The following is a 12630-nucleotide window of genomic DNA, read 5'->3' as shown; positions in this document are numbered from 1 at the left end:
CGAGCGTGATGACCATGCAGCATCCAGCACGTACTGAACTCTGGGCCATCCTGCGGCTGGCGGGGCCGCTGATTGCCTCGCAGTTGGCACACATGCTGATGGTCCTCACCGACACCCTGATGATGGCGCGCCTGAGTCCCGAGGCATTGGCCGGTGGTGGGCTCGGTGCGGCAACCTATTCGTTCGTGTCGATTTTCTGCATCGGCGTGATTGCAGCAGTCGGCACTCTGGTGGCGATCCGTCAGGGTGCTGGCGATATTGTCGGGGCTACCCGGCTGACCCAGGCCGGGCTGTGGCTGGCGTGGTTGATGGCGCTGGTTGCCGGTTTGCTGCTGTGGAACCTCAAACCGGTCTTGCTGCTGTTCGGGCAGACCGAAACCAACGTCAACGCGGCCGGTCAATTTTTGATCTTCCTGCCGTTCGCCCTGCCCGGCTATCTGAGCTTCATGGCCCTGCGCGGGTTCACCAGCGCCATCGGCCGCGCAACACCGGTAATGGTGATCAGCGTGGGCGGGACGGTTGCCAACTTTTTGCTCAACTATGCGTTGATCACCGGCATGTTCGGCCTGCCGAAACCGGGGCTGATGGGTATCGGGCTCGTGACTGCGATTGTCGCCAATCTCATGGCGCTGGCGCTGGCCTGGCACATTCGTCGGCATCCGGCCTACAACGCCTATCCGCTACGCCAGGGTCTGTCGCGGCTGAACCGCCCGTACCTGAAGGAACTGTGGCGCCTGGGCCTACCGATTGGCGGCACCTACGCGGTGGAAGTCGGGCTGTTTGCCTTCGCCGCGCTGTGCATGGGCACCATGGGCAGCACGCAGTTGGGGGCGCATCAGATTGCCCTGCAAATCGTCTCGGTGGCGTTCATGGTCCCGGCGGGGATTTCTTATGCGATCACCATGCGCATCGGCCAGCACTACGGTGCCGGACAATTGCTGGATGCACGGCTGGCCGGGCGGGTCGGCATTGCGTTCGGGGCGGCGGCGATGCTGTGTTTCGCCATGGTCTTCTGGCTACTGCCAAATCAGTTGGTCGGCCTGTTTCTCGACCACAACGACCCGGCGTTTCGCGATGTCATCAACCTTGCCGTGAGCCTGCTGGCGGTGGCGGCATGGTTCGAGCTGTTCGACGGCGTGCAAACCATTGCCATGGGCTGCATTCGTGGGCTCAAGGATGCCAAGACCACCTTCCTCGTCGGCCTGGGCTGCTATTGGCTGATTGGCGCACCGGCGGCGTGGTGGATGGCGTTCCACCTGGACTGGGGGCCAACGGGCGTCTGGTGGGGCCTTGCGCTGGGGCTGGCGTGTGCGGCGGTGAGCCTGACGCTGGGGTTTGAGTGGAAGATGAAGCGGATGATTCGGCGCGAGTCGACGTCACAGAATGGCTTCACAGTCGCTCAGCCAGATTGAGATCCCCCTGTGGGAAATCCTCTGTGGGAGCGAGCTTGCTCGCGATGAGGCCAGGTCAGTCAACATCCATTTCGACTGATACACCGCCATCGCGAGCAAGCTCGCTCCCACAGGTTTTGGACCAACTGAAAGGTCGCGGTCAGCTCACGACTTCCAGCATCGGCTGCTGACTGGAGCCAAACGTCAGGTACTCCACCAACTCGGCCAGCGGCAATGGTTTGCTGATCAAATACCCCTGCACCTGATCGCATTCAAACCCGCGCAGCAGATCCAGTTGCTCCGGCGTTTCCACGCCTTCTGCGACCACCTCGAGGTTGAGGTTGTGCGCCAGGTTGATCATCGCGTGGACCAGTTTGCGGTTTTCCTCACGCTGCTCCATACCGCCGACAAAGCTCTTGTCGATCTTCAGCAAAGTGATCGGCAGGCTGTTGAGGTGCACAAACGACGAGAACCCGGTACCGAAGTCGTCGAGGGAGAAGCGCACGCCGAGGCGCCCTAGGGCGTCCATGGTCTGCTTGACCAGATCGCTGCGGCGCATCACGGCGGTCTCGGTCAGCTCGAACTCCAGCCACTGCGCCTCGACACCGCGCTCGGCAATCAGGCGACTCAGGGTCGACAGCAACTGGCTGTCCTGGAACTGCCGGAACGACAGGTTGATTGCCATGTGCAACGGCGGCATTCCAAGTTCAAGCAACGCCTGCATGTCGCGCAGGGCCCGGGAAATCACCCAGTAGCCCAGCGGCACAATCAGACCACTTTGCTCGGCCAGCGGCACGAATTCGCTCGGTGGCAGCAAGCCGCGCTCGGCATGCCGCCAGCGCACCAAAGCTTCGAGGCCGACGATTTGCCCGTCTTCGAGGTTCAGCCGTGGCTGGTAATGCAGCTCCAGCTCATCGCGACGCAGTGCCCGGCGCAGCTCGGTTTCCAGGTCGGCGATGCTGCGGGCATTGCGGTTGATACGCTCGTTGAAAATGTGAAAGGTGCAGCCCTGGGTGCTTTTGGCCTGCTGCATTGCGATGTGCGCATGCCACATCAGCGGATCCGCGCCGGTCTGGGCCCGGGCGTAGGCGATGCCCAGGCTGGAGCCGATCAGCAGGCTTTCGCCATCGACCCAATAAGGCTCGGCCAGCGCTTCGCTGATGCGCTCGGCCATCCACTCCGCACGCTGGGGAGCGCGACGGGTGTCGATCAGCAGAGCGAATTCATCACTGCCCAGGCGCGCCAGTTGATCGCCGACCTCAAGCTGGCTCTTGAGCCGCGCCACCACTTGCAGGATCAGGCGGTCACCGGCCTGATGGCCGAGGGCGTCGTTGGCATAACGAAAGTTGTCGAGGTCGAGATGACCGAGGGCCAGGCCACGACCGTCGTTTTCCGCCAGGCGTGCCGTCAACAGGGTCTGGAAGCCCTGACGGTTGGCGATGCCGGTCAGCGGATCTTGCTCGGCCAGGCGTTGCAGCGTGTTTTCCAGGACGCCGCGTTCGCGCACATGACGCAGGCAACGGCGCAACATGCCGGGATCGAGCAGGTCGCGCACCAGCCAGTCACTCACGCCGTCGGGCGGGGTCAGCGGCTCATGGTCGAGCAACAACACCGTCGGCAGGCTGCAACGGCCCGGCGCCGGTTGAAGTTGCGGGATGGTCAATAACACCGCGCTGTGGTTGTCATCGAACAGGCTGCTGACCGACTCCCAACTCGGCGCGCTGATGAGCACGGCCGAGCTCCCCATAGGAGCCAGACACTCGCGCAACAACGCTGCCCACGCTGGCTCTTCGGCCAGTAGCAGCAAACGCAAGGGTTCGACAGGCGTAGACAAGCTAGCTCCCTAGACTCTGCAAAGATGTAGGCGACGGGCATTATGCCGTTCCGATGACCAATGACAATGACATCAGTGAGCAAAACGAACCCTTTGTATCCGCAATTACGAACATTAGCCGCAAATTCGTTGCGCATCCTGCGTGAAAGTAACAAAACCGGCAATTACAGATAGCGCGCTACGTCACAAGTCGGACAGAGCAGCACAATTCGCTGAGCCTGTTAAAATGCCGGCCCATTTCGTGACTGACTCCTGAATTTACCTATGTCCCGACTCAATCCCCGGCAGCAAGAAGCCGTGAACTACGTCGGCGGCCCTCTATTGGTGCTCGCCGGCGCAGGCTCCGGCAAGACCAGCGTGATCACGCGCAAAATCGCGCACCTGATCCAGAACTGTGGCATTCGCGCCCAGTACATCGTCGCCATGACCTTTACCAACAAGGCCGCCCGCGAAATGAAGGAACGGGTCGGCACCCTGCTGCGTGCCGGTGAAGGGCGCGGGCTGACGGTCTGCACGTTCCACAACCTGGGCCTGAACATCATCCGCAAGGAACACGTGCGGCTGGGCTACAAACCGGGCTTCTCGATCTTCGACGAGACCGACGTCAAGGCCCTGATGACCGACATCATGCAGAAGGAATACTCGGGCGACGACGGCGTCGACGAGATCAAGAACATGATCGGCGCCTGGAAAAACGACCTGATCCTGCCGGCCCAGGCCCTGGAAAACGCGCGCAACCCCAAGGAACAGACCGCCGCCATCGTCTACACCCACTACCAGCGCACGCTCAAGGCGTTCAACGCGGTGGACTTCGACGACCTGATCCTGCTGCCGGTGAAGCTGTTCGAAGAGCACGCCGACATCCTGGAAAAGTGGCAGAACAAGGTGCGCTACCTGCTGGTCGACGAATACCAGGACACCAACGCCAGCCAATACCTGCTGGTGAAAATGCTCATCGGCAAACGCAACCAGTTCACCGTGGTAGGCGACGACGACCAGTCGATCTACGCCTGGCGCGGTGCTCGCCCGGAAAACCTGATGCTGCTCAAGGACGACTACCCGTCCTTGAAAGTGGTGATGCTGGAGCAGAACTACCGCTCCACCAGCCGCATCCTGCGTTGCGCCAACGTACTGATCTCGAACAATCCCCACGAGTTCGAAAAGCAGTTGTGGAGTGAAATGGGTCACGGCGACGAGATCCGCGTGATCCGTTGCCGCAACGAAGACGCCGAGGCCGAGCGCGTGGCCATGGAAATCCTCAGCCTGCACTTGCGCACCGACCGCCCGTACAGCGATTTCGCGATCCTGTATCGCGGCAACTACCAGGCCAAGTTGATCGAGCTGAAGTTGCAGCATCACCAGGTGCCGTATCGCCTCTCCGGCGGCAACAGCTTCTTCGGACGTCAGGAAGTGAAAGATCTGATGGCTTACTTCCGTCTGATCGTGAACCCGGACGACGACAACGCGTTCCTGCGGGTGATCAACGTGCCGCGCCGCGAGATCGGCTCGACCACGCTGGAGAAGCTGGGCAACTACGCCACCGAGCGCAAGATCTCGATGTACGCCGCCACCGACGAGATGGGTTTGGGCGAGCATCTGGACAGCCGCTTCACCGATCGCCTGTCGCGCTTCAAGCGTTTCATGGACCGGGTGCGCGAGCAGTGCGCCGGCGAAGACCCGATCTCGGCCCTGCGCAGCATGGTCATGGACATCGACTACGAGAACTGGCTGCGCACCAACAGCTCCAGCGACAAGGCCGCCGACTACCGCATGGGTAACGTCTGGTTCCTGATCGAGGCGCTGAAGAACACCCTGGAAAAAGACGAAGAAGGCGAAATGACCGTCGAGGACGCCATCGGCAAACTCGTCCTGCGCGACATGCTCGAGCGTCAGCAGGAAGAGGAAGATGGCGCCGAAGGCGTGCAGATGATGACCTTGCACGCCTCCAAGGGCCTGGAATTCCCCTACGTGTTCATCATGGGCATGGAAGAGGAAATCCTCCCGCACCGTTCCAGCATCGAAGCCGACACCATCGAAGAAGAACGTCGCCTGGCCTACGTGGGCATTACCCGCGCGCGTCAGACCCTGGCCTTCACCTTCGCCGCCAAGCGCAAGCAGTACGGCGAGATCATCGACTGCGCACCAAGCCGCTTCCTCGATGAACTGCCGCCGGACGATCTGGCCTGGGAAGGCAACGACGACACACCGACCGAAGTCAAAGCCGTGCGTGGCAACAATGCATTGGCGGATATACGCGCGATGTTAAAGCGCTAGAATTGACCACTTTTTAATTGAACATCGGCATAGCCAGGCGCTGTGAAAACGTAGCGAGCGAAGGTAAGACAAGGCAAAAACAGGCGAGGAAGCGGAGTTTACTGGCTGTAAATGAGCATTCCGAGCCTGTTTTTAACGCAGGATTACCGAGCGCAGTAGTTTTCACAGTGTCTGGAGCCAACTGAGGACAGCTTCATGGAAGCATTGCACAAGAAAATTCGCGAAGAAGGCATCGTGCTTTCCGACCAGGTCCTGAAAGTCGACGCCTTTCTGAACCACCAGATCGACCCGGCCCTGATGAAGCTGATCGGCGACGAATTCGCCACGCTGTTCAAGGATTCGGGCATCACCAAGATTGTCACCATCGAAGCCTCGGGCATCGCCCCGGCGATCATGACCGGTCTGAACCTGGGTGTGCCGGTGATTTTCGCCCGCAAGCACCAGTCCCTGACCCTGACCGAAAACCTGCTGTCGGCGACCGTGTACTCGTTCACCAAACAGACCGAAAGCACCGTGGCCATTTCCCCGCGCCACCTGACCAGTAGCGACCGCGTGCTGATCATCGATGACTTCCTGGCCAACGGTAAGGCGTCCCAGGCACTGATTTCGATCATCAAGCAGGCTGGCGCCACCGTGGCGGGCCTGGGCATCGTGATCGAGAAGTCGTTCCAGGGCGGCCGTGCGGAACTGGACTCGCAGGGTTATCGCGTAGAGTCCCTGGCCCGAGTGAAGTCGCTGGCCGACGGTGTTGTGACCTTTATCGAATAAAGCCACCACAACGCACATCCCCCTGTGGGAGCGAGCTTGCTCGCGATTGCATAGTGTCAGTCGACATCTTCGTTGACTGATACACCGCTATCGCGAGCAAGCTCGCTCCCACAGTTGTTTTCGGTGACCAGTTACTGCCCAGTCGCCTTGAGGCCTGTGAGCAGCAGGCGCTGATACAAATCCTCCTTCATCCCCTCCGGGCTGGCCAGTTGCATGCGTTCCAGATGCTCCTGGAACAACGCAGGCTCCGGCGCGTCCAGCGCTGCCTTGCCCAACTCCAGCACCTCACTCAGCTTGAACTTGCTCTTGAGCCAGTTCAGCGCCCGCAACAGATCCTGCTCGACCTCGGTGAAATCACAGCCCAGCGGATACTCCGGAAACAGCTGCGGATGCCGCGCCTGAATCGCCAACAAACGCTGCGGATTGTTATAGCTGAAGCGCGGATCGAGACGGAAGTCCTTGGGCAGTTTGCCGACTTTCTGCGCCTGCTCGATCAATCCCGGCTGAAAACGCGAGTCGCTGATATTGAGCAAGGCCTCGATCACTGCCGCATCGGTCTTGCCACGAAGATCGGCGATGCCGTATTCGGTGACCACGATGTCCCGCAAGTGCCGGGGAATCGTGCAGTGACCATACTCCCAGACGATGTTCGAGCTGACGTCGCCGCCGGACTCACGCCAGCTGCGCAGTAGCAACACCGAGCGCGCACCTGCCAGCGCATGCCCCTGCACCACGAAGTTGTACTGCCCGCCTACGCCACTGAGCACACGTCCGTCTTCGAGCTGATCCGCCACGGCGGCACCGAGCAAGGTCACGGTGAACGCGGTGTTGATGAACCGCGCATCCAGGCGCTGCAAGCGCTTGAGTTCTTCCTGGCCGTAGAGCTCGTTGATGTAGCTGATGCGGGTCATGTTGAATTCGAGCCGCTTGCTTTGCGGCAATTCGCGCAAGCGCTCGTAGTAGCTACGCGGACCGAGAAAGAAACCACCGTGCACCGAGATGCCATCAGTTTGTGCAGCCTCGTCGAGGGTGCCGGCATTCGCCTGCTGCTGGGTCGCCACATCCGGATAAACCTTGCGTTGCACGATCCCGGCATCGGCCAGCACCAGCAAGCCGTTGACGAACATTTCGCTACAGCCATACAGGCCTTTGGCGAAGGGGGCGATGCCGCCTTCGCGCTCGATCAGTTGCGCCCAGTGGCTGAGGTTTACGTCTGCCAGTAAAGCCCTGTATCCGTCGTTGTCGGCTTGCCGCGCCAGCAGCGCCGCTGTCAGCGCATCGCCCATGGAGCCGATGCCGATCTGCAAGGTACCGCCATCACGCACCAGGGTGCTGGCGTGCACCCCGATGAAATGGTCCTGACACCCCACCGGCATGTTTGGCGTGGAAAACAGCGTGGTGTTGTCCTTCTCATCGATCAGCAGGTCAAAGGTGTCGATGCCGACTTCCGCATCGCCGGGCATGTAAGGCAGATCGTTGTGCACCTGGCCGACCATCAGGATGGTTTCTCCGGCGGCGCGGCGCCTGGCGATCATCGGCAACAGGTCGAGGGTGATGTCCGGGTTGCAGCTCAGGCTCAAACGGTCAGGATGCTCGGCGTGGCTGGCCACCAGCTGCGCCACCAGATTCAACCCGGCGGCATTGATGTCCCGCGCCGCATGGCTGTAATTGCTGCTGACGTAATCCTGTTGCGCCGCGGCACTGTTGAGCAGGCTGCCGGGCTGCATGAAGAACTGCTGGATGTGGATGTTGTCCGGCAGACTATCGCGGCGCAGGTCGGCGAGAAATTCCAGCTCCGGATAGTCGCCGAAGACCCGTTCGACAAAGGGTTCGAGAAAGCGCTTTTGCAAACCATCGCCCAAGGGCGGGCGCCCCAGGCACAACGCGGTGTAGATCGTCAGCCGTCGTTCGGGCGACTGTGCGATCCGCCGATACAGCGCGTTGACGAAGTGATTGGGTTTGCCCAACCCCAGAGGCAGGCCCATGTGGATATGCGCCGGCAACCGTGCCAAGACGTCATCGACTGCCTGTTCGATAGAGCACAACTGAACCATCGGATCCTCCCTCACGTTCCATGACTTGGGCCTGGACCGAGCTTGCCGGGTCTTTGCTGCAATGAACAGCCATCCGGGTTAAATCACAGGCACAAAAAAGCCGCTCGAAAGCGGCTTTTCCAGCAGCAAGACTCAGGCTTATTTCAAGCCGGACATCTTCTGGATGGCGCCTTTGAGCTCGGCGTCGGAGCAATCGGCGCAGGTACCTTTAGGCGGCATCGAGTTGATACCGGTAATGGCTTTGGCCAGGATGCCGTCAAGGCCGCCCTGGTGATCGGCACGCTCTTTCCAGGCAGCGGCATCACCGATTTTCGGTGCGCCCAGCAGGCCTGAACCGTGGCAAGCGTTGCAATGTTTTGCAATCACTTCATCCGGAGTTTTCGCACCACCACCGCCGCCAGCGGAAGCGGCCACTTCCATGCCCTTGCACTCTTTACCCTGAACACAAACCTGGCCGACTGGCTCAAGGCGTTTGGCGATATCGTCATTGGTCGCAGCTTGAGCGCTGACACTGACAGCCCATAGGGCCAATACGGTTGCTGGTGCAGCCAGCATTTTCATAATTAGGTTCACGCGTTCACCCTCAATGGTGGCTAGTCACGCCTACGGCCACGGTTCGCAGGCGGGCGCAAGTATAGCGGTAAGCCCGTCGCACTGAAACAACCCCAAAGTCGAAGGGGTCTTAGGCCGCGACGGAAAAACAGCCCGGGCGCCTCTGCGATGCTGGCAGGACGCCTCTTTTCTTAGAAATTCGCCGGTGTGGCTGCGCTGATTAGTCGCGCCGGCACATCGAACGGATTACGAAAACGGTGTGGCTTGGTACTTTCAAAGTAGTAGCTATCGCCGGCTTCAAGGACAAAAGTTTCGAGACCGACCACCAGTTCCAGTTTTCCTTCGACCAGGATGCCGGTTTCCTCGCCCTCATGGGTGAGCATCTCGTCACCGGTGTCGGCGCCTGGCGGATAGATTTCATTGAGGAATGCGATGGCCCGGCTCGGGTGCGCCCGACCGACCAGCTTCATGGTCACCGCGCCATCGGAAATATCGATCAGCTCGTTGGCCTTGTAGACAATCTGGGTCGGTTTTTCCTGCAGGATTTCTTCGGAAAAGAACTCGACCATGGACATGGGAATCCCGCCCAGCACTTTGCGCAGCGAACTGATCGAGGGACTGACGCTGTTCTTCTCGATCATCGAAATCGTGCTGTTGGTGACCCCCGCCCGTTTGGCGAGCTCACGCTGGGAAAGGCCTTTGAGCCTACGGATGGATTGCAGTCGTTCACCGACGTCCAAAGCTTGCGCCTCCAGGATTCAGATTGTTGGAATAGTGAGCGTTATCATGGCGACAGCGTTCAGTATTTACAACACCTTGACCTGAATCCTGCTCAGCGAGGCGACTTCCGGTCTGGAGCCCTGCGCACTAAGCCCCGGAATAGAGCAGTGGCACCCGGCGCAGGTTGCAAAAGATCTGGTAAGGAATCGTGCCGGCAGCCATGGCCACATCACTGGCGAGGATGTTTTTGCCCCACAACTCGACGGTCGAACCGAGGCCGGCCTGCGGGACATCGGTCAGGTCGATGCAGAGCATGTCCATCGATACCCGGCCGATCAACTGGCTGCGCTGCCCGGCAACCAGCACTGGCGTGCCGGTCGGTGCCAAACGCGGGTAGCCATCGGCGTAACCCATGGCCACGACACCAATGCGCATCGGTTTAGGGGTGATGAATTTGGCGCCGTAACCGACGGGCTCGCCAGCCGGCAACTCGCGCACACTGATCACTTTCGATTCCAGGGTCATGACCGGTTGCAGCCGCGATGCTGCTTCGTTGGCCTCTTCGAAGGGCGTCGCGCCATAAAGCATGATGCCTGGGCGCACCCAATCGCTCGGAATCTGCGGCCAACCGAGCACCGCCGGCGAGTTGCGCAGGCTGACCTCGGCGGACAAGCCCTTGCGCGCGGCTTCAAATACCGCCACCTGATCGGCACTGGCTTGCTCGTGCAGTTCATCGGCACGCGCAAAGTGGCTCATCAGCACCACATTCGCGACCTTGCCGCTGGCCAACAGTCGCTGGTAGGCCGCCTGATAATCCGCCGGGTGCAGCCCCACGCGGTGCATGCCCGAATCGAGCTTCAGCCACACGGTGATCGGTTTGCTCAACGCCGCTTTCTCGATGGCTTCGAGTTGCCACAACGAATGCACCACGCACCAGAAATCATGCTCGACAATCAGCGCCAGCTCATCGGCTTCGAAAAAACCTTCCAGCAGCAGGATCGGCGCGCGAATGCCCGCCGCCCGCAGCTCCAACGCCTCTTCGATGCAGGCTACTGCAAACCCGTCCGCCTCGGCTTCCAGCGCCTGGGCGCAACGCACCGCGCCATGGCCATAGGCATCGGCCTTGATCACAGCGAGGGCCTTGGCCCCCGTGAGTTCACGGGCGATTCGGTAGTTGTTGCGCAAGGCTTGAAGGTCGATCAGGGCACGGGCAGGACGCATGGCGGCAGACTTCTGGTCGGGTTTTCGGGAAGAAAAACCGGCGCTGGCTGGTAGCGTGAACCGCCAACAGCACCGGGAGAGGGATCTTTCTGACAAGCTTTATGGCAGAGCGGCTACAACCGACAGCTCGACCAGGATTTCCGGTTCGCACAATTTCGATTCAACGGTGGCACGGGCCGGGGCGACGCCTTTTGGCAGCCACTGATCCCATACCGCGTTCATGCCTTCGAAATGCGCGTCGATGTCTTTCAGGTAAATCGTCACCGACAGCAGATGATGCTTGTCGGTACCGGCCAGGTCGAGCAAACGCTCGATGTTGGCCAGTGTTTCGCGGGTCTGCTGTTCAATCCCGGCATTCATGTCATCGCCGACCTGTCCGGCCAGGTAAACCGTACCGTTATGGGTGACGATCTGACTCATGCGCTCATTGGTGAGCTGGCGCTGGACTGACATGCTTTGCAGACTCCTGGGTTTTTTTGCCATAACGGGAAATATCGAGGCCTTCGGCGCTGATCTGCGGCTTTTTCTTCGCCATCAGGTCTGCCAGCAAGCGACCGGAGCCACAGGCCATGGTCCAGCCGAGCGTGCCGTGACCGGTGTTCAGGAACAGGTTCTTGAATGGTGTGGCACCGACGATCGGGGTACCGTCCGGGGTGGTCGGACGCAGGCCGGTCCAGAAACTGGCCTGGGCCAGATCGCCGCCCTGAGGATAAAGGTCGTTGACGATCATCTCCAGGGTTTCCCGGCGACGCGGGTTCAGCGACAGGTCAAAACCGGCGATTTCAGCCATGCCGCCAACGCGGATGCGGTTGTCGAAACGAGTGATCGCGACTTTGTAGGTCTCGTCGAGAATGGTCGAAGTCGGGGCCATCGCCGGGTTGGTGATCGGCACGGTCAGAGAGTAGCCCTTGAGCGGGTACACCGGCGCCTTGATCCCCAGTGGCTTGAGCAGTTGCGGCGAGTAGCTGCCGAGGGCCAGCACGTAGCGGTCGGCGGTTTCCAGCTTGCCGTCGATCCATACACCGTTGATGCGATCACCGGCGAAGTCGAGGCGCTGGATGTCCTGGCCGAAACGGAACTGCACACCGAGGCTCGCGGCCATCTCGGCGAGCTTGGTGGTGAACATCTGGCAGTCGCCAGTCTGGTCGTTCGGCAGGCGCAGGGCACCGGCGAGGATGTCGGTGACACTGGCCAGCGCCGGCTCAACGCGGGCAATGCCGTCGCGGTCGAGCAGTTCGAACGGCACGCCGGACTCTTTCAGCACGGCGATGTCTTTCGCGGCGCCGTCGAGTTGAGCCTGGGTGCGGAACAGTTGGGTGGTGCCCAGGCTGCGGCCTTCGTAGGCGATGCCGGTTTCGGCCCGCAGTTCATCGAGGCAGTCGCGGCTGTACTCGGACAGACGGACCATGCGCTCCTTGTTCACCGCATAACGGCTGGCGGTACAGTTGCGCAGCATCTGTGCCATCCACAGGTACTGGTCGATGTCGGCAGTGGCCTTGATCGCCAGGGGGGCGTGGCGCTGCAACAGCCACTTGATGGCCTTGAGCGGCACACCCGGCGCGGCCCACGGCGAGGCATAACCCGGCGAAACCTGCCCGGCGTTGGCGAAACTGGTCTCCATGGCAGCAGCTGGCTGCCGGTCCACAACCACCACTTCAAACCCGGCACGGGCCAGATAATAAGCACTGGTGGTACCGATGACGCCGCTACCCAAGACCATGACGCGCATTTTCATATCCCTCATCGCGGCTAACCGCTGACGTTTGTTATTCAGAGCTTTAGATGCGCGCAGTGTAAAAAAGATTTGCCAGTGCTT

At 60.6% G+C, this 12630-nt stretch carries 10 protein-coding genes; 3 read left to right on the top strand and 7 right to left on the bottom strand.

Annotated elements, in window-relative coordinates:
- The first annotated feature begins 14 nt into the window (after positions 1-14).
- Positions 15-1412 carry a NorM family multidrug efflux MATE transporter gene (locus ACM6IT_RS07730; RefSeq protein WP_056726672.1) on the top strand — a complete coding sequence of 466 codons (1398 nt, stop codon included), beginning with the start codon at positions 15-17 and terminating at the stop codon, positions 1410-1412.
- A gap of 139 nt (positions 1413-1551) precedes the next feature.
- Here ACM6IT_RS07730 and ACM6IT_RS07725 read toward each other — a convergent pair whose 3' ends face one another.
- A complete protein-coding gene (locus ACM6IT_RS07725) occupies positions 1552-3225 on the bottom strand; it encodes a putative bifunctional diguanylate cyclase/phosphodiesterase (protein WP_056726344.1) in 1674 nt (557 codons plus the stop codon).
- A 264-nt stretch (positions 3226-3489) separates the two neighbouring features.
- On the opposite strand from ACM6IT_RS07725, the gene rep reads away from it, so the two are divergent.
- Together rep and ACM6IT_RS07715 are read left to right on the top strand one after the other, a co-directional pair.
- On the top strand, positions 3490-5499 hold the full coding sequence (gene rep, locus ACM6IT_RS07720; RefSeq protein ID WP_056726343.1) for a DNA helicase Rep: 2010 nt from the start codon (positions 3490-3492) through the stop codon (positions 5497-5499).
- A gap of 195 nt (positions 5500-5694) precedes the next feature.
- The gene (locus ACM6IT_RS07715) at positions 5695-6267 is read left to right on the top strand and encodes a xanthine phosphoribosyltransferase (RefSeq protein WP_046038985.1); all 573 of its coding nucleotides are present in this window, start codon (positions 5695-5697) and stop codon (positions 6265-6267) included.
- 131 nt (positions 6268-6398) lie between these two features.
- Here the strand turns inward: ACM6IT_RS07715 and ACM6IT_RS07710 are convergent, their stop codons facing one another.
- The 6 genes from ACM6IT_RS07710 to dadA all read right to left on the bottom strand — a co-directional run bounded on the left by ACM6IT_RS07710 (position 6399) and on the right by dadA (position 12543).
- Positions 6399-8321, bottom strand: coding sequence for an acetyl-CoA hydrolase/transferase C-terminal domain-containing protein (locus ACM6IT_RS07710; RefSeq protein WP_414917778.1), 1923 nt, complete (start codon positions 8319-8321; stop codon positions 6399-6401).
- A 138-nt stretch (positions 8322-8459) separates the two neighbouring features.
- Positions 8460-8882, bottom strand: coding sequence for a c-type cytochrome (locus ACM6IT_RS07705; protein WP_033047925.1), 423 nt, complete (start codon positions 8880-8882; stop codon positions 8460-8462).
- Between the two features lie 182 nt (positions 8883-9064).
- Positions 9065-9613 (bottom strand): cupin domain-containing protein, encoded by a 549-nt coding sequence (locus ACM6IT_RS07700; RefSeq protein WP_008023455.1) that lies wholly within the window; start codon positions 9611-9613, stop codon positions 9065-9067.
- Positions 9614-9740: 127 nt separating this feature from the next.
- Entirely contained in the window at positions 9741-10814 is a 1074-nt protein-coding gene (gene alr / locus ACM6IT_RS07695) for an alanine racemase (protein WP_414917777.1), read from the bottom strand.
- Positions 10815-10913: 99 nt separating this feature from the next.
- Entirely contained in the window at positions 10914-11267 is a 354-nt protein-coding gene (locus ACM6IT_RS07690; protein ID WP_056726340.1) for a RidA family protein, read from the bottom strand.
- A complete protein-coding gene (gene dadA / locus ACM6IT_RS07685) occupies positions 11239-12543 on the bottom strand; it encodes a D-amino acid dehydrogenase (protein ID WP_223541288.1) in 1305 nt (434 codons plus the stop codon). Before dadA ends, ACM6IT_RS07690 begins: the two co-directional genes overlap by 29 nt.
- Between the last annotated feature and the right edge of the window lie 87 nt (positions 12544-12630).

The organism is Pseudomonas sp. IT-P4, from assembly GCF_949767755.1.
GTDB lineage: Bacteria > Pseudomonadota > Gammaproteobacteria > Pseudomonadales > Pseudomonadaceae > Aquipseudomonas > Aquipseudomonas monachiensis.
The sequence above is the reverse complement of the archived record's forward strand: the minus strand, read 5'-3'. Positions and strand labels throughout refer to the sequence as shown.

Coding starts and splice junctions, on each gene's coding strand:
- ACM6IT_RS07730 (WP_056726672.1), top strand. CDS start 15: ATGCAGCATCCAGCACGTACTGAACTCTGGGCCATCCTGCGGCTGGCG.
- rep (WP_056726343.1), top strand. CDS start 3,490: ATGTCCCGACTCAATCCCCGGCAGCAAGAAGCCGTGAACTACGTCGGC.
- ACM6IT_RS07715 (WP_046038985.1), top strand. CDS start 5,695: ATGGAAGCATTGCACAAGAAAATTCGCGAAGAAGGCATCGTGCTTTCC.
- ACM6IT_RS07710 (WP_414917778.1), bottom strand. CDS start 8,321: ATGGTTCAGTTGTGCTCTATCGAACAGGCAGTCGATGACGTCTTGGCA.
- ACM6IT_RS07705 (WP_033047925.1), bottom strand. CDS start 8,882: ATGAAAATGCTGGCTGCACCAGCAACCGTATTGGCCCTATGGGCTGTC.
- alr (WP_414917777.1), bottom strand. CDS start 10,814: ATGCGTCCTGCCCGTGCCCTGATCGACCTTCAAGCCTTGCGCAACAAC.
- ACM6IT_RS07690 (WP_056726340.1), bottom strand. CDS start 11,267: ATGTCAGTCCAGCGCCAGCTCACCAATGAGCGCATGAGTCAGATCGTC.
- dadA (WP_223541288.1), bottom strand. CDS start 12,543: ATGCGCGTCATGGTCTTGGGTAGCGGCGTCATCGGTACCACCAGTGCT.